Origin of the sequence: Acinetobacter piscicola, assembly GCF_002233755.1 — a bacterium.
In the GTDB taxonomy this organism is placed as follows: domain Bacteria; phylum Pseudomonadota; class Gammaproteobacteria; order Pseudomonadales; family Moraxellaceae; genus Acinetobacter; species Acinetobacter piscicola.
In genome coordinates, this window is the sequence record NZ_NIFO01000005.1 from 1 (window position 1) to 20,828 (window position 20,828).

Annotated in this window: 20 protein-coding genes, 1 tRNA gene and 1 pseudogene; 9 read left to right on the top strand and 13 right to left on the bottom strand. The window is 36.4% G+C overall.

The window, feature by feature from the left end; all coding sequences use genetic code 11:
• Nucleotides 1-290 (bottom strand): SDR family NAD(P)-dependent oxidoreductase (locus tag CDA10_RS09790; RefSeq protein ID WP_157909352.1); only part of this gene is annotated, 290 nt, incomplete at its 3' end.
• A 119-nt stretch (nucleotides 291-409) separates the two neighbouring features.
• On the opposite strand from CDA10_RS09790, the gene CDA10_RS09795 reads away from it, so the two are divergent.
• Nucleotides 410-997 (top strand): TetR/AcrR family transcriptional regulator, encoded by a 588-nt coding sequence (locus CDA10_RS09795; RefSeq protein WP_089605432.1) that lies wholly within the window; start codon nucleotides 410-412, stop codon nucleotides 995-997.
• 104 nt (nucleotides 998-1,101) lie between these two features.
• Here the strand turns inward: CDA10_RS09795 and ggt are convergent, their stop codons facing one another.
• Nucleotides 1,102-3,066 (bottom strand): gamma-glutamyltransferase, encoded by a 1,965-nt coding sequence (gene ggt, locus CDA10_RS09800; RefSeq protein WP_089605433.1) that lies wholly within the window; start codon nucleotides 3,064-3,066, stop codon nucleotides 1,102-1,104.
• A 228-nt stretch (nucleotides 3,067-3,294) separates the two neighbouring features.
• On the opposite strand from ggt, the gene CDA10_RS09805 reads away from it, so the two are divergent.
• Nucleotides 3,295-4,005, top strand: coding sequence for a glutamine amidotransferase (locus tag CDA10_RS09805; RefSeq protein ID WP_089605434.1), 711 nt, complete (start codon nucleotides 3,295-3,297; stop codon nucleotides 4,003-4,005).
• 572 nt (nucleotides 4,006-4,577) lie between these two features.
• Nucleotides 4,578-4,654, top strand: a tRNA-Ile gene (locus CDA10_RS09810).
• 265 nt (nucleotides 4,655-4,919) lie between these two features.
• Here CDA10_RS09810 and CDA10_RS09815 read toward each other — a convergent pair.
• A complete protein-coding gene (locus CDA10_RS09815; protein WP_089605435.1) occupies nucleotides 4,920-5,420 on the bottom strand; it encodes a hypothetical protein in 501 nt (166 codons plus the stop codon).
• A gap of 250 nt (nucleotides 5,421-5,670) precedes the next feature.
• Here CDA10_RS09815 and CDA10_RS09820 point away from each other — a divergent pair, with 250 nt between their 5' ends.
• Nucleotides 5,671-6,102 (top strand): hypothetical protein, encoded by a 432-nt coding sequence (locus tag CDA10_RS09820; protein ID WP_089605436.1) that lies wholly within the window; start codon nucleotides 5,671-5,673, stop codon nucleotides 6,100-6,102.
• Between the two features lie 157 nt (nucleotides 6,103-6,259).
• On the opposite strand, the gene CDA10_RS09825 is transcribed toward CDA10_RS09820, so the two are convergent.
• The 3 genes from CDA10_RS09825 to CDA10_RS09835 all read right to left on the bottom strand — a co-directional run bounded on the left by CDA10_RS09825 (nucleotide 6,260) and on the right by CDA10_RS09835 (nucleotide 10,259).
• Entirely contained in the window at nucleotides 6,260-7,897 is a 1,638-nt protein-coding gene (locus CDA10_RS09825) for an AMP-binding protein (protein WP_089605437.1), read from the bottom strand.
• A 250-nt stretch (nucleotides 7,898-8,147) separates the two neighbouring features.
• Complete coding sequence (locus CDA10_RS09830) at nucleotides 8,148-9,284, bottom strand: acyl-CoA dehydrogenase family protein (protein ID WP_089605438.1); 1,137 nt, start codon at nucleotides 9,282-9,284, stop codon at nucleotides 8,148-8,150.
• 204 nt (nucleotides 9,285-9,488) lie between these two features.
• The gene (locus CDA10_RS09835; protein ID WP_089605439.1) at nucleotides 9,489-10,259 is read right to left on the bottom strand and encodes a 3-hydroxyacyl-CoA dehydrogenase; all 771 of its coding nucleotides are present in this window, start codon (nucleotides 10,257-10,259) and stop codon (nucleotides 9,489-9,491) included.
• Nucleotides 10,260-10,481: 222 nt separating this feature from the next.
• Between CDA10_RS09835 and CDA10_RS09840 the strand changes: the two genes are divergently transcribed.
• Both CDA10_RS09840 and CDA10_RS09845 read left to right on the top strand, forming a co-directional pair.
• Nucleotides 10,482-11,462: an AraC family transcriptional regulator gene (locus CDA10_RS09840; RefSeq protein ID WP_171333984.1), complete on the top strand. Its 981-nt coding sequence runs from the start codon at nucleotides 10,482-10,484 to the stop codon at nucleotides 11,460-11,462.
• A gap of 211 nt (nucleotides 11,463-11,673) precedes the next feature.
• Nucleotides 11,674-12,021 carry a hypothetical protein gene (locus CDA10_RS09845; protein ID WP_089605441.1) on the top strand — a complete coding sequence of 116 codons (348 nt, stop codon included), beginning with the start codon at nucleotides 11,674-11,676 and terminating at the stop codon, nucleotides 12,019-12,021.
• A gap of 69 nt (nucleotides 12,022-12,090) precedes the next feature.
• On the opposite strand, the gene CDA10_RS09850 is transcribed toward CDA10_RS09845, so the two are convergent.
• The gene (locus tag CDA10_RS09850) at nucleotides 12,091-12,351 is read right to left on the bottom strand and encodes a hypothetical protein (protein WP_089605442.1); all 261 of its coding nucleotides are present in this window, start codon (nucleotides 12,349-12,351) and stop codon (nucleotides 12,091-12,093) included.
• Nucleotides 12,352-12,471: 120 nt separating this feature from the next.
• Here CDA10_RS09850 and CDA10_RS17150 point away from each other — a divergent pair.
• Nucleotides 12,472-12,758: pseudogene (locus CDA10_RS17150) on the top strand (bestrophin family protein); the annotation flags it as partial.
• A gap of 478 nt (nucleotides 12,759-13,236) precedes the next feature.
• Here the strand turns inward: CDA10_RS17150 and prmC are convergent.
• Nucleotides 13,237-14,055 carry a peptide chain release factor N(5)-glutamine methyltransferase gene (gene prmC / locus CDA10_RS09860; protein ID WP_089605443.1) on the bottom strand — a complete coding sequence of 273 codons (819 nt, stop codon included), beginning with the start codon at nucleotides 14,053-14,055 and terminating at the stop codon, nucleotides 13,237-13,239.
• Nucleotides 14,055-15,143: a peptide chain release factor 1 gene (gene prfA, locus CDA10_RS09865; RefSeq protein WP_089605444.1), complete on the bottom strand. Its 1,089-nt coding sequence runs from the start codon at nucleotides 15,141-15,143 to the stop codon at nucleotides 14,055-14,057. The genes prmC and prfA overlap by 1 nt, the downstream gene beginning before the upstream one ends.
• A 391-nt stretch (nucleotides 15,144-15,534) precedes the next feature.
• Between prfA and CDA10_RS09870 the strand changes: the two genes are divergently transcribed.
• A complete protein-coding gene (locus CDA10_RS09870; RefSeq protein ID WP_089605445.1) occupies nucleotides 15,535-15,969 on the top strand; it encodes a hypothetical protein in 435 nt (144 codons plus the stop codon).
• 245 nt (nucleotides 15,970-16,214) lie between these two features.
• On the opposite strand, the gene CDA10_RS09875 is transcribed toward CDA10_RS09870, so the two are convergent.
• From CDA10_RS09875 to CDA10_RS09890, 4 genes are all read right to left on the bottom strand, one after another.
• Nucleotides 16,215-16,748 carry a hypothetical protein gene (locus CDA10_RS09875; RefSeq protein ID WP_089605446.1) on the bottom strand — a complete coding sequence of 178 codons (534 nt, stop codon included), beginning with the start codon at nucleotides 16,746-16,748 and terminating at the stop codon, nucleotides 16,215-16,217.
• A 204-nt stretch (nucleotides 16,749-16,952) separates the two neighbouring features.
• Complete coding sequence (locus CDA10_RS09880; RefSeq protein ID WP_089605610.1) at nucleotides 16,953-18,260, bottom strand: type VI immunity family protein; 1,308 nt, start codon at nucleotides 18,258-18,260, stop codon at nucleotides 16,953-16,955.
• 18 nt (nucleotides 18,261-18,278) lie between these two features.
• The gene (locus tag CDA10_RS09885) at nucleotides 18,279-19,292 is read right to left on the bottom strand and encodes a nuclease (protein ID WP_089605447.1); all 1,014 of its coding nucleotides are present in this window, start codon (nucleotides 19,290-19,292) and stop codon (nucleotides 18,279-18,281) included.
• 15 nt (nucleotides 19,293-19,307) lie between these two features.
• On the bottom strand, nucleotides 19,308-19,835 hold the full coding sequence (locus tag CDA10_RS09890) for a PAAR domain-containing protein (RefSeq protein ID WP_089605448.1): 528 nt from the start codon (nucleotides 19,833-19,835) through the stop codon (nucleotides 19,308-19,310).
• 408 nt (nucleotides 19,836-20,243) lie between these two features.
• Between CDA10_RS09890 and CDA10_RS09895 the strand changes: the two genes are divergently transcribed.
• Nucleotides 20,244-20,792, top strand: coding sequence for a glycine zipper domain-containing protein (locus CDA10_RS09895; RefSeq protein ID WP_089605449.1), 549 nt, complete (start codon nucleotides 20,244-20,246; stop codon nucleotides 20,790-20,792).
• The last annotated feature ends 36 nt before the right edge of the window (nucleotides 20,793-20,828 follow it).

Genomic DNA, 20,828 nt, shown 5'->3' on the forward strand with positions numbered 1-20,828 from the left:
GCATACTTTTTAAAACACCACCAAATATCAATTTCACCAATATTTGACTCAATCTCTTCAACCAATTGCATCACTTGTTCTTCTTTACGTGCATCTGAAGCAAAACCATATGCAACACCACCCGCCTGTTCAATTTCCTCAATCAATGGCTGTAATTTTTCTGCATTACGACGTGTCATACAAGTGATATAACCACCTTTTGCAAATCTTTTAGCAATTGCACCACCTGTCGCATCTCCTGCGCCAATCACTAATGCGACTTTTTGCTTTTGCTGTTCTAATCCATTCATAAGCTTTCTCGACAGAGGGTTTTAATGCTTTTATAAAATAACGGTCGTTATTATAACGATCACTATGTTATAATTTTTGGAAATCGTCAAGATCATTTTTTGATTTAGGAATAGTCAGTATGCGCTATAAATCAGGCTATAAAGAACAAAAGCGTCAAGAGCTGTTAGACATCAGCGGACAGTTGGCAAAAAGAAATGGTTTTAATGCCACAGGTGTAGATGGCTTTATGAAAGCTGCGGGTGTAACCAGTGGTGCTTTTTATTCACATTTTTCTTCAAAGAATGATTTATTTAAAGCGCTGATTGAAAATGAATTACAGCACAGCATTCAAATGTGGCAAGACAATCCTTATGACGAACCTTCACAATGGATTGATTTTGAACTGAATCGGTATTTAGCTTTATCACATGTTGAACAGCCTGATCGTGGTTGCGCACTGCCTTCACTTGCCTCAGAAATTGCGCGTTCAGATGATGAAATCAAGCAGGCCTATCAAAATGAGCTGATTCGAGGGCAACAAATTTTTCTAAAATATTTAGACAGTGAAGAAACAGCTTGGGCTGTCATGTGTCAATTGGTTGGTGCAATTTTAATGGCACGTAGCATCGCTGATGATGCATTGAAAATCACCATTTTAGAAGCGTCTAAAAAATCGATTAAAGCATTTATTACACATTCAGCGAATGATAAAGCGGATGTATTTTAAATCGATTGGGTTCATTGATATTCCGTTTTGATCAATCAAGTTAAATTATCAACAAACCCGAATCTGATTTAGATTCATTTACACGTTATAAGTAAAATGCAAGCTTATAGCGCTCCATTACCCAGTACTAATCCTTCACGGCGTGGATCAACACCACCAGCGTATTTTTTTTGATTATTCAAAGCAACTTGCATAATCGTTGAAACACCACTCGATTGTGCAGCCTGATTCACAACATGACCTTTATCCTGCAATTCTGTCACCAGTTCACTTAAATTCAATATTGTATTTGACCCATCGACATTGGTAATTAAACTATTGGTTGCACCAAAATTCACCAAGGATGTCGCTTGTTGAGCATCCAAATTCCAATCTAAAATACCCACCAATGTTTTCACAACAAACTGAATAATCGTTCCACCACCCGGTGAACCTGTCGCAACATAGAAATCGCCCGGTTGTGTGCCTTTAAATACGATTGTTGGCGCCATAGTACTTCTCGGTCGCTTATTTGCTTCAACACGATTGGCAACCAAAGCACCTGTTGCATCCATTGGATTGGCTGAAAAATCCGTAAGCTGATTGCTTAATAAGAAACCATCGACCATATGAAAAGAACCCATGCTGGATTCAACCGTTGAAGTGACAGATGCAACATTTCCATAAGCATCCACAATGGTAAATTGCGTCGTACCATGCTCAAGCGTTTTATCAACACCCGCAGCACTACTAAAATCACCAGCAGATGCGACGCCCATTGATTTATTTGGATTGATTAAAGCCGCGCGTTGTTTTAAATAGTTTTTATCCAAAAGACTTGGAATACCTTTTGCAGGTAGTGGCACAAAATCTGTATCCGCTACATATTTATCACGATCCGCATAAGCTAGACGTTCAGCTTCTGATACCAAATGCACACCCATTACATTGGGAATACCACCTTCATTGGTGGTTTGTGATGGTGGATATTGCGCTAAATCAAAATTCTCTAAAATACCTAAAGTTTGAAGTACCGCTATACCTCCTGAAGATGGTGGTGGCATGGTGCAAACATAATAAGCACTACGATATACAGAACAAATCGCTTCACGTTTAATCGCTTTGTAATTTTTTAAATCATCCAGTGTCATTAAACTTGGTGTGATTGGTGTTCTTGCGCTGTCATCTCCCACTGTTTGGCTGGCTTTTTGGATAATATTTTGAGCAATTTTACCCTGATAAAATGCTTGGGCGCCGTCATCAGCGATTTTCTTTAAAGTTTCTGAATATGCGACATTTTTCAATGTTTCGCCTACGTTATATGCTGTCCCATCTGCTTTAAAATAAGTTTGTACTGCATTTTTATCCAAAGCTAAATTGTCTTTGTTCGCGACTATTGCATTGGCTAAACGTCCCGGTACTTTAAATCCATTTGACGATAAATGAATTGCATTATCAAAGAGTTTGTTCCAAGCCAACTTTCCATGTTCGCTATGTGCCATATCAAACATTTTCATCGTACCGGGTACACCAATCGAACGCCCACTCCGTCGTGTAGTTGGCACAGGTGTTAATGAATTTGTATCCGCTTGATTTTGGCGAGCCAAATAATATTGTGTTGCAGCAGCGGGGGCCGTTTCACGACCATCATAGGCAGTCACTTTCTTAGATTTTGCATCGTAATACATCAAAAATGTACTACCTGCAATGGTGCTTGATTGCGGTTCAACCAGTCCTAATACAGCTTGTACCGCAATTGCAGCATCGACCGCAGAACCACCTGCTCGCAGCACGTCACAACCTGCCTTTGTGGCAAGCGGCGTATTTGCCACAACCATATACTTGTCAGAGTATTTAACTTTTAACCCAGTGCGATAACCAGATGCAGGCTCAGGAAATGCAGGATCCCCTGCTTGATCTGAGCCAACAACGACATTAGACCCATCATTTGCGGTTGCAGAACAACTATATGGGTTTGTATCTTTGTCTAAATCATTACGTACATGATCAGAATCAGAGTCATCATTACAACCATATAAGCTTAAAATGATGGAACAACAACACACCGTTAACATACGTTTTTTTAACATGTAGAACTCCTTTCTTCATTTTTATCAGCTTATCTATGGGTGAAATTTAAATTATATTATTGAATTACATAATAAAATTATTTATTTAATTTCAATAATTGATAAGCGGTTTTTATATAGTAGGTTCTCTTACAAATGAACTCCAATAAATTGTGGAAATATCAATTTAATTTCAATAATGTTATCTTGATATAAACACTTTTGCTTGCTAAGCAGTCAGATCAGGCTATGAATTCAAACTTTCCAAAAACTATTTATGCAATCCAACATCTCGCTTTTGAAGATCTCGGTTCACTTGAAGATTTATTTTACCAACTTGGCTTTCGAGTACGTTATTTCGAAGCAGGTATAGATAATTTAAAACAAGCTTTTGAATATGAAGGTCTGACGATTATTTTAGGTGGTCCAATTGGTGTTTATGAAACAGAGGATTATCCTTTTTTAAAAGATGAAATTCGCTATTTAAAACAGCGTTTAGAAAAGAATTTACCAACGATTGGTATTTGTCTTGGCGCACAATTGATTGCGCATGCATTGGGTGCAAAAGTGTATGCGGGACATGCGAAAGAAATTGGTTGGAGTACGTTAGATATTCGTTATGCGAACAATAATATTTTAGCGCCTTTAGCAGATACGGCTGTTTTGCATTGGCATGGTGATACTTTTGATCTTCCCGAAAATGCGACATTATTAGCAAGTTCAAAAATTTATTCTAATCAAGCTTTTCAAGTGGGACAACAGATTTTGGCATTACAATTTCATATTGAAGTTGCAGCAGATAGTTTAGAAAAATGGTTGATCGGACATACTTGTGAACTACGTAAGGCCAATATTAATATCCAAAATTTACGTGAAGATAATACTAAATATGCTGAGAATTTAGCAGACAAGGCAGAAATTATTTTTAAAGAATATCTAAAGAATATTGGATTGGTTTAATCAATTTTTTTATTTATTTTCAATAACAAAGCATCCAATTGGATGCTTTATTCTTTTTGTTATTTATTTTCCTGCATATACTTTATTTTGAGAATAAATAACCCATCAATTTACTAAACAATTAATATTAATAATTTTAAGAAAAATTTATTAATTAGTATTTAAAATACAATAACATAAGTATTTTTCGTTTTAAAATTAATCAAATTAATGCTTGCAGCACATCTTAAATCATATAGACTTTAGTTGTATAAGAATCATAAATTTAAGATGGCTATATGCTCAAAAGGATTGCAGCATGTTAATGACTTTGTTGATCGTTATTGTTTTGGTATTTTTTGTGATATGTGCATGGAGTGCATTTGAAATTTATATTGAAAAGCGAAAAAATCGCACTACCGTTTACAAACAAATTTCTCAAACTACAGATGAGAATCAATAATTTAATTAAAATTCCATCTCAATGCTTAAAAAACATGCATATCAATAATCTTGCTTTTAAAGTTCTTGTAATTCAATTCTAATTTCGCTAGTATTCTTTCTCGAAAATACTTGAAACACTAGTATTTATAGGGCCTGTAGCTCAGTTGGTTAGAGCAGCGGACTCATAATCCGTTGGTCCCCAGTTCAAGTCTGGGTGGGCCCACCAAATATTAAACCCTCTAAGCCATGAGTTTAGAGGGTTTTTCTTTTTAAATTAGAAAATATTTACAATCTCACTATCTGTTTACGTACTGTTCCAATTAGAAACCTTATAAAACTCGTTGATCCATTTGTTCAAAATCATTGAAATTGGCTTGATCCGATTTAGCACACATTGATTTATTCTTGATTAATCAAAATTTTTCCATTCATCTGAGAATCTCAGAAATAAAAAACCTCCTAAATAAGGAGGTCTTTTACCATGCAACGCATTAATTTAATGCAATCGCTCTTGCCATAATTTCTTGAGGTATATTTTCTTTTAAAAGGACGGTAAGCGTTTGCTCTTTCGAGTTAACTTCAACATTATTTTCATTGAGTACCGCATTTACATCTTTAGGCGTAAGTGTGTACATTGCACCTGTAATTGGATCAACAATTAATATTCCGATTAAACCACCAAAAATAATATTTCCGAAATACCAGCCACTAAGTCTTGATTTAACATCGACAGTTGTCGTTTGGTAACCCTCTTTAGCGAATGTAACCTTATAGCTTTCTGGTCTAAAATAGCCAGCTCCTTTGCGTAAGGTTACTGTCGCAGGTGTTTGCCCAACATGGATTTTTTCACCCTTCTTGTTGGTAATCGTGATTTGACTTAGCTCAGGAACACTTTTAAATGAGAGCGTTTGACTTGAGCCAGTAATAATACTCGCACAGCCTGTAAACGTAGTTGTTAGGACTAACATTGAAGCTGTAAATATTTTCTTCATAAAATTTCAATTCTGGAAGTTTGTTGCTAAATTATATGAATTGTATGTATTTTTGTAATCAACAACAATTAACCATATGACTGTTTGAAGATGTTTTAGTCAGTGAGCATTTTCCTTTTTGGGGACACGAATAACGTATAAATTTTTTGCTATGTAAATAAAGCAAATAATTTCAGTAGATTAATGGTTGTAATTATCGAATATAATGGATGATATATACAGGGTTGCGACGAAAAGCGGTTCATCAATTATGAGTCAAATATTATTCATTTTGGGTTTTATAATGCTGCCTGCTGCTCCACTATTTAGTCATTTATATTTTTATGAAAAAATTCAAAACTCTGAAAAAGCCAAACTTATATATTATCTAAGTTTAGTTCCTAGCATCATCCTTTTATGTAGTGCTGTTTATCTTTCACCCTCACAAACGTTAATCAAATCTGTAGAATGTGGCATCGTTAAACAATATAAAACGTATAAAACTCGACATCGATCTACATTTGAACGGATTACCATTGTGATGGATTCATCTGGCTATATTCGCTACTTGGATTTTGATAAAAATTTACCTCGTTTACAAAGCAATCAACATATCTGCTTTGAACTCTATGATCGGTTTAAAAATAAGGGCTTAAGTGAATCACGTATTATCAAAATCACATCGAATAAATCAGCGATGTAAAATGCTTATTAAAAAATGTTTATACATATTTTTATGTATTCAATCAAAATTATACTGTCGAATTCATTGTTAACTTCTCGCTCAATACATAAAAAAAAAGCACCCTTTCGGGTGCAAAATAAGCATTTAAAAGACACTAAAATAAAAACAAATAGATTTATTGAGTTTCTAACATTTTAGCGATTTCTTGCTGTTTCAATAAATTACGCTGAATTTTACCACTTGATGTTTTTGGTAAGCTTTCCACAAATTCGATTTCTTTAGGATAAGCATGTTTCGATAATCGAGAACGTACATAATCTTGAAGTTTGTCACTTAGCTGTTCAGATGCGGCATGTTGTGGTTTGAGCACCACAAAAGCTTTCACGATTTCAGTACGCTCAGGATCAGGTTTGCCGATCACTGCTGATTCTAAAACTTCTGTGCATTCGAGTAAGGTACTCTCAACATCAAAAGGGCCAACTCGATATCCTGATGTGGTAATCACATCATCTGCACGACCAATGAAATCCACTCCTCCTAAATCATTCAAGCGAACTGTATCTCCAGTTAAATAGTAATCGCCTACAAATGATTTACGATTATTTCCACCATAACCTTTAAACCATGTTAATGGTGATTGTGAAAAATCGATGGCGAGTGTTCCTATTTCACCACGCTCAACTTCTTCATTTTGAGTATTTAATACAACAAAACGATGACCCGGATTGGCAAAACCAGCTGAACCAATTTTAATTGGATGGTCTAAAGCGTGGTGATTACCAATCACCATACCCAGTTCAGTTTGTCCATATTGGTCATAAATATTGACATCTAAATCATGCTTAAACCAATGAATGACTTCAGGTGTTAATGGCTCTCCTGCACTACTCACAGCTCTTAAGTGATCTTTGATGGATGCATCAAACTTTTCTTTAAATCCAAAAAACATACGAAAAGCTGTAGGGGAACCCGTTAAATTACTTACTTTATATTTTTGAATCATTTGTAAGGCATGATCTACACTGAATGGACGTTCATCCATAATAATGCTATGCCCTAAGCCTAAAGGCCCTGTAATACCGTAATATAAGCCATATGCCCAACCTGGATCTGCGAGATTCCAAAATGAATCTTCTTCACGTAAATCTACCGCATGACGCATATATTCTTTAAAAGCTAAAATGGCTTTAAGCGGTACAGGGACAGACTTTGCCAAGCCTGTCGTTCCTGAAGTAAACATCATTAAAAAATCATCTTCAAAGGTCAGCATGACAGGCTGAGATTCTGCCGATTGCTTTTCCGCTTCTTGCCAAAAATTTGCATCTGACTGTGCTGTTGTATCTATGTGATAGACCGTTAAAATGTGAGGAATATCAATATTATTGAGTTTAATCCGTTGTTCTTCGTTGGTTACGATCAATTGCGTCTTTGCCGTTTCAACACGATGTTCAATCGCTTTTGACTCAAAGGCTGTGAATAAGGGCTGATAAATTGCACCGATACGCCAAGTTGCAAAAATGGTAATGAGTAATTCAGGTGTTCGAGGCAACAACCCTGCAATACAATCACCTGTTTTTAAACCAATTGACTGGAAATAGTTGGCTAATTTTCCTGATGCCTCAGCCAATTTTTCAAATGTCCATTGAGAAGTTTCACCGTTTTTACCTTCCCAAATTAATGCAACTTTATTTAAACCGACAAAACGTTCACAACATTCTACATAGGCATTGATTGATTGAGAATTTCCAACCAATTGCTCATTGATGAGTTTTTCATAATCAAACTCTTGATACGCTTGTTCTAGTGTTTTCATAGCAATACCTTTGCATTTGTTTTACAAATCATTTTGATTTGTAGTTCCATATTCTGCTTTCTAGCTTTTATTGAAAATGCCGAATCATTCAGCAAGCTTCTGTTCCTATAACCATATTTATAAAACACTGACAATTTCCAAACACCTCAATTGTGTTGCAGTTTTTGAACACTCATTTTTAAGTAAAAAAAAGATCAGCCTAGCGCTGATCTTTGGATTTTGATGCTTTTATTTATTCAATGAAAATATCTCAGCGATTAATCACAGCTCTTGCAATCACTAAGCGCTGAATATCTGAAGCACCTTCGTAAATTTGGCTGACTCGTACATCTCGATAAATGCGTTCTACGGGGAAATCAGAAACATAGCCATATCCACCATGAATTTGAATTGCATCTGAACATACTTTCTCTGCGATTTCCGAAGCAAAAAGTTTAGCCATCGAAGCTTCTTTTAAACAAGGTAGACCAGCATCTTTTAAGCTTGCCGCATGATAAATCAATTGTCGTGCTGCTTCGATTTGAGTTGCCATATCTGCCAGTCGAAAGGCAACTACTTGATGTTGCACCAATTCGACACCAAATGATTTACGTTGATTGGCATATTCAACCGCAGCATCTAAAGCGGCACGTGCCATACCGACACACTGCGAAGCAATGCCAATACGTCCTGATTCAAGATTAGACAAAGCAATTTTGTATCCCTCACCTTCATTACCGAGAATATTTTCAGCTGGAATTCGGCAATTTTCAAAGACAATTGTTGCTGTATCTGAGCAATGTTGTCCCATCTTTTCTTCAATTCGAGAAACGATATAACCGTCTGTATCTGTTGGTACAATAAAACAAGAAATACCTTTTTTACCCGCGGCTTTATCTGTAATTGCAAAGACAATCGCAAGTTGGGCATGCTGTCCTGTAGTGATGAATTGCTTGGTACCATTAATAATCCACGAGTCACCATCGCGTTCTGCTTTACATAGCAATGCACCAGCATCTGAACCTGCTTGCGGTTCAGTTAAACAAAAGCATCCTAACCACTCGCCTGTAGCGAGTTTTGTTAAATAGTCTTGCTTATGCTGCTCTGTGCCATATTTTTGAATAATGCCGCAGGGTAATGAATTCTGCACACTGACAATAGTTGAGATTGCGCCATCACCTGCTGCAATTTCCTCAATTGCAGCAACCAGTGAAATATAATCTAAGCCTGCACCGCCCCATTGCTCAGCAACAGTCATGCCTAAAGCACCCAGCTCACCTAATTCTTTCAGTTCTTGTGCAGGAAATCTTGATGTTTTGTCACGCTCTGCTGCGGTTGGTTTTAATTTATTCTGCGAATAATTTCGCATCATTTCCTGAACCATTTTTTGTTGTTCATTTAGAATCATTTGAGCATCCTTCCTCAGCAAATTTAAACAGAGTGTGATATAAAAATATGAATAAAATCATAACAAAGCTTTGCTGCTATGCCTTAAATGCATACTCGCTATTCAGTTTTTTGATTTAAAATTAGCTTATTAACGACCAATATCTAAATCCTAAATGTAACGTTATTTAGGATTTAGCAAATTTGGTCTATGAATATTTATAAATTATTTAGGTTGCATACGAATTGCACCATCTAAACGAATGGTTTCACCATTTAAATAACTGTTTTCACAAATATGCCCCACCAAATGAGCAAACTCTTCTGGTTTAGCCAAACGCGGTGGAAATGGCACCATTGCGCCTAAAGCATCCTGAACTTTTTCAGGTAAACTTTTTAACATTGGTGTTTCCATGATCCCAGGAGCAATGGTCATCACACGAATTGCATGTTGAGCAAGCTCACGTGCTAAAGGTAAAGTCATCGCAACCACAGCACCTTTAGATGCTGCATACGCAGCTTGACCAATTTGACCATCAAAAGCGGCAACAGAAGCTGTATTGACGATGACACCACGATCTTCTTCGCCTGCTTTTAATTCATAACGAGAAATCACATCTGCCGCAAAGCGCAGCATATTAAATGTACCAGATACATTGATATCTAATACTTTTTGAAATGCATCGAGTGCATGAATACCATTTTTACCCAAAACTTTCGCAGAAGGCCCAATCCCTGCACAATTAATTAAGCCATTTAATTGACCGTATTCTTGTTCTACATTTTTAAAAAAATGTTCTACTGCGACTGCATCTGTCACATCCAATTGAACAAATTTAGATTTTTCGCCTAAGCGTTGCTGCATTTCTTCACCAAGTGCTTGATTCATGTCTACCATGATCACTTTCGCACCTTTCTCAACCAAATGTGTTGCTGTTGCTGCACCAAGACCTGATGCACCACCCGTCACAACAAAAACTTTTCCTTCAATTTTCATCCTGTATTCCTATTAATTGTTTGAATCAATACGTTTAAAATAAACTTAATTAGACTTAAGATGCAGAGTAAACTGAGTCTCGCTTGAGTACAATTTCCAAAAGTTGCATCTGTTATGATGGATTTGGACAATTGAAAATTTACTTTAATTAAAGTTTTTCACAAAATCATGGAATAAGATGTGAATAATCAACAATTCAGTGAATACAAAGGAAGCATTTCTATGGCTTTGGTACATGAAGCTTTGTTTCATGTCAAAGAGAAAGGTTTTGATCTGCAACAAATTTTATATAACGCTGAAATTCCATCTGAATTACTCCATTCACCGAAAGCTCGTATTTCTGTTTCTGCATATGCAAGGCTCTGGACTGAAATCGCCAATCAAATGAATGATGAGTTCTTTGGCATGGACGCTCATCCAATGCGTCGTGGTAGCTATAAATTACTTTCCAAAATGGTGATGCATACAGATACATTACGCAGTGCAATTGAACAAATTTTGCAATATTTTAATTTTATTTTGGATGATTTCCACGGCAAATTGATTATTGATGAAAATTACGCCTACATTGTCATTACAGACAAATTACAAACCAAACGTATGTTTTGCTATGCAACTTATTTCATGCTGATTCATAGCTTGATTTGTTGGTTGGCTGATCAGCGTATATTAATCAATCGCATTCAATTGAAATGTACACAACCAATTGATGATTTAGATTATCGTGTGCGTTTTTGTGAAAAAATTAGCTACCAAGCGGATAATCATTATCTGCAATTTGATGCAAATTATTTAAATATTCACATAAAACATGACAAAAAATCTTGGTATACATTTATTCAAAATACACCAGAAAATTTATTAATTCGTTTTAAAAATCCTCATGCATTAAGCTCGATGATTCGTAAACAATTATTATCTGTCCCCCCTGCTGAATGGTATGAATTGAGTGAGTTGTCACAACAATTGAATATTTCAGAAGCGACCATTCAACGGCGTTTAAAAAGTGAAGGAATCAGTTACCAACAACTCAAGAATGATATTCGTCGAGATTTAGCCATCGAATTACTGAGTAAATCAACGCATAGCTTACAAGAAATTAGTGAGCAATTAAATTTTCAAGAACCCAGCGCTTTTCATCGCGCTTTTAAGAAATGGACAGGTGTAAGTCCAGGTACTTATCGTGAACTCAAAGTAATTTAAACAGCCCAGTCATTTTCTTCGTTTTAATTAGCATGCTGTTTTTATGTCACTTTTATAAAAATTCATTTTTTATATCTTATCGATGATTGCAGTCGATCTTAAAATGGTTGATTTTTATGCGATATAAGTGTAATTTTCACACAATTCAGAGCAACTTTTTCGCTCATTCTGTTGTAACTCCTCCCCTTTAATCAGCCTTTAGGTCAATACTATGCTTAAGATGATTGATGTACTAGATCAGAACCTAGTTCAAAACTTTATCAACTCCCTTTCAACCCAAACAGAACACCTCGATGAACTTATCGAAGGTATCTTAAACACATCTAATCACGATTTTGACAACGTGATGAATCAATTTTTCACGACTAATAATGCACAAGAAATTGCTCAAGCACTTGATATCAATCAAGATCGTCTACAAGCAATTCAAACAGGTTTTGCGATGCAGCAAGAATACATTGCTGATACTGCCAAAATCGTAGCACTTTGCCTTGCACTTGAAACCAATGCTTTAAAGCAAGTGGATATTGCAGATAGTTTAGAAGGCTATCCAATTTAATTGATTCGATAGCGTTGGATTATCTATTCGAAAGCAGCCTGAATGGCTGCTTTTTTATTAATTATTTTTTTAATATTTATAATGAATGAACAACACTAAATAACTCAATCCGAAAAAAACAGATGCAAGCAATCTTTTCCAGCGTTGTTCATTTTTGAGAGCACTTGTTTCTTTATTCTCTAATATGGTTTTTAAAAAATAAAAACTAATATAAAACAAAGCAATAATGATAGGAATACTGAAAAGAGCCAAACCTAAACATCCATCACCACTACAATCTACATTTCCGCTTCGGACTAAAATGGCTACGACCAAATTAATCGTGTTCATTATAAAAAATTTTGAATACGTCATATCTATCTATTTTTTTTAATTCTGTCTTTATCATTGTATGTCATTGAATACATCATGAAAATACCTGTATCTTATGCTTCTATTATAAAACACCCTGCTTTATTGCATCATCTAGTATATTGTTTTTGTTTAATTTTACCTTTTAACTAAGAAATCAGTTTTGGAATATGAACACCTGTTTTAGTTAGCTTGATTGCTTACTTATTCTTAGGATTAGATACGCTGAGCGCATAATTGGAAAAACCTTTGGGTTTGCAAGAAAGCGACCTTCCTTTAAATGCAATGACTCGCTTACTCGCTTAATTGAAAGAGAAATGCTGAATTCTGTAGATGAACCACTTTTAGAGCCAATTCGCGCGGTAAATAACAATCTTTCTGAATAAACAGCCTTTTTTAATTACGTTTAATACACTTACTTTATTATTTCTATGCATAAAAAAGCCTTGTTGATATTTGGATCAACAAGGCACTTATCACAGTAAAGTTACAACATTTAGACCAATAAACTAAGTTAACGTCAGTTCTAGATAAACTCTGATGTAAGTCATTGAAAAGATTGATCAGACACAGCGGAGTCTTACCGTTTAAAGTCAAGTGTAAGGATTAACCTTCGGTTCGACCTGAGAGGTATTACCTCGCAAGGCTTTCGGGATGAGTGGTACTGCCACGCAAGGGCAAAACCATTTGTCAGTCGCCAACTCGACAGATGCTATCAAGTACCTAATATATTGCAAAAACAGTACATTACAGATCTTGCGGAATATATTCCTCATGCCTCGAACAATGCGACTGACGTTTCCGTGTATCATATAGTTGGGAATATATCTTATTCCGAGCTCAGGTTAAGTTATTTAAATGAGGTTATTGCATCCAACGACCCAATGTTACACGATCATTACCGCCATAATCTTTTACAGTTCTGACTTCTTTAAAACCAGCACCTTTAAAAAGATTACTCACCGCTTCACCTTGATCATAACCATGTTCAAGGACAATCCAACCTTGCACAGCTAACCATTTTTTTCCTTGTTGGATAATATGTTCAATATCAGCCAAACCTTGTTTATCTGCAACCAAAGCTCGTTCAGGTTCAGAAGCTAAATTCAGCATATGCTGATCTTTTGCATCAATATAAGGTGGATTCGATACAATCACATCAAAATATTGACGATTCAATGCATCAAACCAACTGCCTAAAAAGAATTTAACCTGAGTTAAATCATGCTTTTCGGCATTATGCAACGCAACTTCTAAAGTCGGTTCATAAATATCTGTTGCGATCACTGACCAATTCGGACGCTCACTCGCGAGTGATAAGGCGATTGCACCCGTACCTGTACCTAAGTCAACAATACGTGCATCTTCTGGTAAATCAAGACGTAACACCGTTTCAACAAGAACTTCGGTATCTGGACGAGGTACTAGAGTATCACTCGTCACTGTAAGATCTAATGTCCAAAAGGGTTGCGAACCCGTGACATAAGCCAATGGTTCACCCGCTGCAATACGCTCTAAACCATTCACATAATCTTGTTCTTGCTCTGCTGTGAGCTCTTGTGCAGATTTGAGTGATAAATCGAAAGCATCAATTTTTAGAATATGCTCAAGAAGCCAAGCATTTTCTTGACGCTCGTAACTTTCAACTTCTCCACGTAAGGCTAAAGCCTGTGCAATATTCATTAGCCACCATTTTGCTGTGCAAGAAGTGCCAACTGATCGGCTTGATATTCACGATGTAAACTATTTAACAACTCGGTCAAATCGCCTTCCATCACCGCATCTAACTTATATAAAGTAAGGTTAATACGGTGATCTGTCATACGCCCTTGCGGATAGTTATAAGTACGAATACGTTCTGAACGATCACCCGAACCCACTAAATCACGACGCATTTCAGAGGTTGCGGCATCTGCGGCAGCACGTTTCGCATTTTCCAATCGCGAAGCCAATAAAGCCAATGCCTTAGCTTTGTTTTTATGTTGAGAACGCTCATCCTGACATTCAACCACAATTCCTGTTGGAATATGGGTAATACGTACAGCAGAATCTGTTTTGTTAATATGCTGACCACCTGCACCCGATGCACGATACGTATCAATACGTAAATCCGAAGGATTAATTTCAACCGTTGTATCCACATCAACTTCAGGAAGAATCGCCACGGTACATGCCGAAGTATGTACACGACCTTGTGATTCTGTCGCAGGAACACGTTGTACACGATGTGCACCACTTTCAAATTTTAAGCGACCATAAACCCCTTCGCCACTAACAAGGCAAATGATTTCCTTATAGCCACCGTGTTCGCCTTCATTTTCCGACAAAACTTCAATACGCCAGCCTTGAGACTCAGCATATTTACTATACATACGATATAAGTCACCTGAGAAAATGGCAGCTTCATCCCCACCTGTTCCTGCACGAACTTCTAAATACGCCGAATTAACATCATTCGGATCTTTAGGAATCATGAGAATGTTCAACTCAGCTTCGAGTTGTTCAATTAAAGCTTTATTCTCTTTAATTTCTTCTATCGCCATTTCCTTAAAATCAGGATCTGACAACATCGCTTCGGCAGTTTCTATATCGTCTTCAGCTTGTTTATACTTTTTCCAAACATCTGTAATTTCAGTTAAATCATTATGTTCACGTGACAAATTACGAAAACGCTTATTGTCTGAAATCACTTCGACATCTGCCAATAATGCTTCTAACTCTTCATGTCGATCACAGAGTTGATCTAATCGTAAACGTAACGATTCTTTCATTTTAAATACATTCTCAATCTAAGCCTTAGCGATGGCTATCTATATAAACCCATATAAACATTGATCAGCTAAGAAAATTCTATAATTGTGCATAGTTTACCGATTCTGCCCTTTAAATAACACATCTATATCAGTAACTATTGCAGAACGGATGATATTTACGTCCGCTAAGCCTTTTTTATTCGAAAATGAATATTATTTTCTTCATGATTTTTGCCTTTTATTGATCATTTGCACATTTAAACGCCAATTTTAATAGAAAGCATACATTCAGATACTAAACACTATCAATTTAAAGATACATCTCCATTTTCTCAGAAAATATTTTTGTTACATTCACCTCCATTGAATAAAGACAGAGCTGTCCAAATATTAGGACATGGAGAAACATATGAAATTAAATACGATCTTAATGACGACTGCATTGACAGTTTCATCTATGTTTACAATGAGTGCCCACGCAGACAACTCAACTCGAATCGCAGCAACTTCAGCTTTAGGTAGTGTTGTTGGTACTGCTGTAGGTAAGCAAATGGGTGGTAACACGGGTGCAATGATTGGTTCGGCTATTGGTGGTGCAGGCGGTGCTGCTGCTGCAACCAATAAACATGACCGTACTGCTGCTGCAATCGGTGGTGGTTTAGGTGGCGTTGGTGGTTATAGCGTTGGTAAAAGCATGGGCGGAACAACAGGTGGATACATCGGTGCTGCTGCTGGTGCTGCGGGTGGTTCAGTCTTAGGTAAAAAAGTTTCTGAAGACCGTCATGCAGATCAACGTAAGTACAATAAAAAGTACTACAAAAAACACCGTCGTCATAACCACTAAGCTATGTAATATGCAAGTTATGAAATATGCAAAAGCACCTTCGGGTGCTTTTTTATTTGTATCATTGAAAATATTTAAAATAAGCTTGCATCTCTTGTTTTGATTTAATCATGCTTCATTTTTTCTTGATACGCACAATTTCACAGACTAAGTGCGATTTAACTTTCTTTGCTTGTTTTAAAACCACTTTAAAACAATGCGTTTATAAAATTCAATTTGAAGCCCTTGAATATGAAATACACTTGTTAATACAAAAGTAATTTTGTATCACCACCATCTGCAAACACTTGATTAAAAGCATCTACAATTTTTTTATTTTTATCAGGATTATTAGGTAAAACAAACCAATAAGGATTTTCTCTGACGACGACAAAAAGTTTTAAATTTTTTTCTTCTGCCACTTTTTTGATATTACTAAATAATGCTTTTTCAACTTCATAATCTAGTTCAATTTTAATATCAAATTGCTCGTCGATACTCAATTTTTCAAAATCTTCTTTTGTGTATTTATCACCATATTCTTTCCAAACTTGCCGTACATCTTGCTCTATTTTCTTCTCTAGCGCTGTCGTATCTATTTGAGCATCTTTTAAAATTTCAGAATCTGAAATTCCATTGTCATAAAACTCTTTTATCTCTACATATTGCATATAAGAATGGTGTTCATTTAACCAATCACGAAAATTTGTAAACTCTTGACTATTTTGGGGAATCTCTTGTTTTTTTAACTCAGGAAGCGCTTCCTGAAGTAGGTAATAAATCTCATCTGAATTGCCCATTTTTGCTACCTTTGCTGTTATAGAAGTGTTTGTTGAAATTTCTGAAGTGTGAAAAACGGCTTCACATTTGGTAACGATGAAACTGATGAATATAATCAAAATAGTAAATACGTATTCCATTTTAAAATTCACTTATTAACTTAAAAAATAGGTCGAAAACTGCTTTATTCATCGTCTAGATAAGTGCAGTTAAGCTTTTATTGATTATTTATCAACTCTGACAATCTCACTGACCAAGTGCCATTTAATTTTTTTAGCTTCTTTCAAGACGGCATTTTCATAAAAATCTAAAAATCGAGGTGCAATATCACCTTTAAGTAAAACCACATGTTGACGATAGTCAGAAGTTGAATTTTCCTTATAAAAATTTATTGGATCATCTCTATGTTTAATACCAATACTAACAGGCTGCCCATCTAAATCGACTTGTTCGTCATAACGATAAATACCATCAATTTCACAAGATCGCCCAGACTCAAGGTAAATATTCTGTTTACGTGGTTTTCTTTCTTCATAGTGTCCACAATCTGGAAAAATATCTGGCGCATCCAAACGACGTATCCATTTACGACTGGCATCTACATCCAATACTTTATAGTGATTACCAACATCCCAACTAATTGACCAATATGCACCATTGCGTAAAGGGCGTAGTGCTTTATTTAAATTATAGTAACTTGCTAAAACAGGCAGATTGCTAGGTAATAATTGTGGGTAATCTTCCAGTTGAAATAAAAAACCATTCTCTTGCTGTTGCGGTTTTAAATCAAAAAATTCACAATATTTAGCAAAAGTTTTTACTTCACAAATCCGTTGTACCAAGGTGTTACTCAAATAAGTGAGCCAGTCAATACTTTTGATCCCATCTGCAATACGGCTTCTTTCCATAATATCAGCGCCTTGATAAATCCCCCAAAAGCGTTCACCTTGTGCCAAAGCATAATCACCAATACCAATCGGTTTAAAAGGACGCACATTCTGAAATCCTGCTATAGCATGATACACACTCAATTTATCAATACACATTTGAATTAAAGACATTAAAATTCTTTTTTGTGCTACATCAAAAGCTAGTTGATTGGGTACATGGAATGTTAGAGTTGAACCATCTAGAATTCGACCTTCCCATTCTCGATTGGTAAATGTCATCAGTGCATATTCAGGTGCCTCATCACGCTCACCTGATGCGCAATACCATTCAATTTGGTCATCGGGATGTGTATGTTTAGCAACAGCTTCTTGGATACTGGGCATCTTGGCAATATCATAATATCGACCTTTGCCTTTTTCACTCACATAAGCTCCCCAAGTGAAATGTTCTGCATAATGCTGATTGTATGCTTCTACACATTCGATAAGTGCCTGACGTTTTTCTGGGGTATGTCCTGCAAAATACAAAAAGTGCGCTTGAAACTCTGCTCCTGTAATAAATAGATCCGGTTGATCTTGACGATGTTCAACCCATTGAAAGTCTTTAAAATAAGGATCTAAATCTTCATAACTTTTAATGATCATCTTATTATTCTCGCCTTATGAATGTGCCAAAGTGGCAAAACCTGTAATCAATATCCCACCACCAACAGCTTCTGTAGCACTTATTGCTCCTGCGCTTGCAACTACTCCACCTGCGGCTCCTGCCAAAACCACCGTACCACAAATAAAAGCTCCTCCAATCCCGACACTGGCGGTGATCGGAATCATCAAACTTTGATATTCTTTTAAGGGAACATATTTGCGATAAAACTGTACTTGTGGAGATGGTGGTGCAAGCAGTTTGCCTAGACCACCCAACATACTGGGAATACCTTTCTTAGCCGTTAAACCCGTATTGGCAGGGCGAAATATTGCATTTTTATAAGGTGTTGGATTTTTAATTGGAGGATAGACTGGAATTTTTATTCCTCCACTTGGTGGTTTTCGAGTTTCACAACTACAATCTTTATCCGATACTTCTTTGACTCGATCTGGTGCAATTTTGATATAAGCTGCATATTGACCTGGAAACCAATCATCTTTACCGAATTTAATTTCAACCAAACGTTCTATATTCTCATCTTCAGGATAGAACCGACCCCAATCAATAGTACCTGACATGCGCATTTCAATAATTTCAGCAGCTTTGATTGTTAAAATGGTCAGGTCTGGAATACGAAAATCACCTTTTGAAAGATTTTCAATTTGTTTTTGGGCTGCACCGAGTGGAAATTCTGAAGGACGGTGCATTCGTTCTGGTTTACTACTCATAAGAGGTTTTGGTGCTTTACCTGTCATGTCATAACCAACTTCTGCTAAATACGCCCAAACGCCAAAATTTAAATCCGCTTCGCCACGAATGGCTTTAGTGACGGTCTGCTGATAAAGACTTTGTCCAATTTTCCCGATTTTAGGCGCTTTACTAGCAGCACAAATATGCGCACATAAGTAGCTTTTATTGGTTCCTGTTTCTAGTTTTATCTTTGCGCCTTTGGTCATGGTTTTTGTTTCTGAGGGTTCTGTCTTATTCGGACTATTAGAACCTGAACCACCTGTATTACGACCTGCCATTTTTATTTTCCTAATTTATAAGTCAGTTATATGGTATTGGTCAAATTCAGGTTCCTCTTCATCATCAAATATTTGCAGATTTACAGGGAGTTTTTCATGTGTCCAAAGATGCTCAGTTTGACCTTGTTCATTGGTATAACCTTCAATCACCGAGCCATCTCCAGCGGATAATCGATATTTTTGATTGGCTATAGGCTGATTATCATTATCCAACAACGTAAAAAACTCATGGTATTTTTGCGGTGTTGCAGTGAGCTGTTCTGGAATTGTGGTTTCACTGCTGCCATCTGACCATCCCATCAAGTTTTGACTTGAAATCACTTGATGACCGCAACTGAGCAAACAACCATGATATGCAATCTGACTTCCGTGATCGAGATGCCCAGCCCAACCTTGTTGAATCTTTTGAAGAGCATTACAGCACATGACCTTCATCCCCATACTTGCCACAGGGCGTCCCATAATAATTGTTCTAACATTACCCTCTACAACGACACCACCACCTGTGGTTCGATCACCCATACAAATATAATATTTCATCATTATGCCACCTTATTGTTTAGTTATTTTAATTTAAAAATAAAGCACAACTTTAGTTAACAATCACAACGATGTCTACTTAAACGCTATGGTAAATTTAACTCAACACTTAGATTTTTCACGTTTTTTTGTTCAAACATTTAATTGATTAATAATAAAATTTGAACAAATTCACAAACAATAATGGGACTAAGTTTTCTTGATATTTGTTTTAAAATTTAAACATTTCTAATACATTTCAAAAATTTGGGTTAGCAAAAACCCAATCATGTAGAAATTAAAGAGAGAAAAATACAATCCAGACACTAAACGACAAATCTAATTACCTTGCCATCCATAATTATTGCAAGATATTTCTATATTCTAAGCTCAAGTTCAATAAAACGAAGAAGCTTCGACAAGGAGTTTGATATGAAATTACAAGCAATTCTTGGCGCAACTGTAATTGCAGCCACAATGATGACTACAGCACATGCCGATAATTCGAGTCGTGTCGCTTTAACCTCTGCCCTTGGTGGTGTTGTCGGTGCAGCGATTGGACAACAAATGGGTGGATCAACAGGTGCAATGATCGGTTCAGCAATCGGTGGTGGCGCAGGTGCAGGTGCCGCAACCAATAAAAGAGACCGTAACGGTGCAATTATTGGTGGTGCGCTTGGCGGCGCAGGTGGTTATACCGTAGGTAAAAATGTAACAGGTACATCAACAGGTGGTTATGTAGGTGCAGGTCTTGGTGCTGCGGGTGGCGCAGCACTTGGTAAAAAAGTCAGCGCTGACAACCGATACGATGATCGCTATGACGACAGATATGATGATCGTTATGACCGTCGCTATGATGATCGCTACGATCGTCGTTATAATAGCAAAGGCTATCGTAATAACAGTTACCGTTATAATGACCGTAATTATCGCCATGACAATGGCAACCATTATGGTTGGTACAAAAACAAAAACCGTTAATTCTGTTTATCTTTAAGAAAACTAAGTAACAACGAT

Excerpts from the sequence above, each read along its gene's own strand:
- CDA10_RS09835 (WP_089605439.1), bottom strand. The coding sequence starts at position 10,259 with ATGAAAATTGAAGGAAAAGTTTTTGTTGTGACGGGTGGTGCATCAGGT.
- CDA10_RS09845 (WP_089605441.1), top strand. The coding sequence starts at position 11,674 with ATGCTTAAGATGATTGATGTACTAGATCAGAACCTAGTTCAAAACTTT.
- CDA10_RS09850 (WP_089605442.1), bottom strand. The coding sequence starts at position 12,351 with ATGAACACGATTAATTTGGTCGTAGCCATTTTAGTCCGAAGCGGAAAT.
- CDA10_RS09875 (WP_089605446.1), bottom strand. The coding sequence starts at position 16,748 with ATGGGCAATTCAGATGAGATTTATTACCTACTTCAGGAAGCGCTTCCT.
- CDA10_RS09885 (WP_089605447.1), bottom strand. The coding sequence starts at position 19,292 with ATGGCAGGTCGTAATACAGGTGGTTCAGGTTCTAATAGTCCGAATAAG.
- CDA10_RS09890 (WP_089605448.1), bottom strand. The coding sequence starts at position 19,835 with ATGATGAAATATTATATTTGTATGGGTGATCGAACCACAGGTGGTGGT.
- CDA10_RS09830 (WP_089605438.1), bottom strand. The coding sequence starts at position 9,284 with ATGATTCTAAATGAACAACAAAAAATGGTTCAGGAAATGATGCGAAAT.
- CDA10_RS09805 (WP_089605434.1), top strand. The coding sequence starts at position 3,295 with ATGAATTCAAACTTTCCAAAAACTATTTATGCAATCCAACATCTCGCT.
- CDA10_RS09870 (WP_089605445.1), top strand. The coding sequence starts at position 15,535 with ATGAAATTAAATACGATCTTAATGACGACTGCATTGACAGTTTCATCT.
- CDA10_RS09825 (WP_089605437.1), bottom strand. The coding sequence starts at position 7,897 with ATGAAAACACTAGAACAAGCGTATCAAGAGTTTGATTATGAAAAACTC.
- CDA10_RS09895 (WP_089605449.1), top strand. The coding sequence starts at position 20,244 with ATGAAATTACAAGCAATTCTTGGCGCAACTGTAATTGCAGCCACAATG.
- ggt (WP_089605433.1), bottom strand. The coding sequence starts at position 3,066 with ATGTTAAAAAAACGTATGTTAACGGTGTGTTGTTGTTCCATCATTTTA.
- prfA (WP_089605444.1), bottom strand. The coding sequence starts at position 15,143 with ATGAAAGAATCGTTACGTTTACGATTAGATCAACTCTGTGATCGACAT.
- CDA10_RS09795 (WP_089605432.1), top strand. The coding sequence starts at position 410 with ATGCGCTATAAATCAGGCTATAAAGAACAAAAGCGTCAAGAGCTGTTA.
- CDA10_RS09815 (WP_089605435.1), bottom strand. The coding sequence starts at position 5,420 with ATGAAGAAAATATTTACAGCTTCAATGTTAGTCCTAACAACTACGTTT.
- prmC (WP_089605443.1), bottom strand. The coding sequence starts at position 14,055 with ATGAATATTGCACAGGCTTTAGCCTTACGTGGAGAAGTTGAAAGTTAC.
- CDA10_RS09840 (WP_171333984.1), top strand. The coding sequence starts at position 10,482 with ATGGCTTTGGTACATGAAGCTTTGTTTCATGTCAAAGAGAAAGGTTTT.
- CDA10_RS09820 (WP_089605436.1), top strand. The coding sequence starts at position 5,671 with ATGAGTCAAATATTATTCATTTTGGGTTTTATAATGCTGCCTGCTGCT.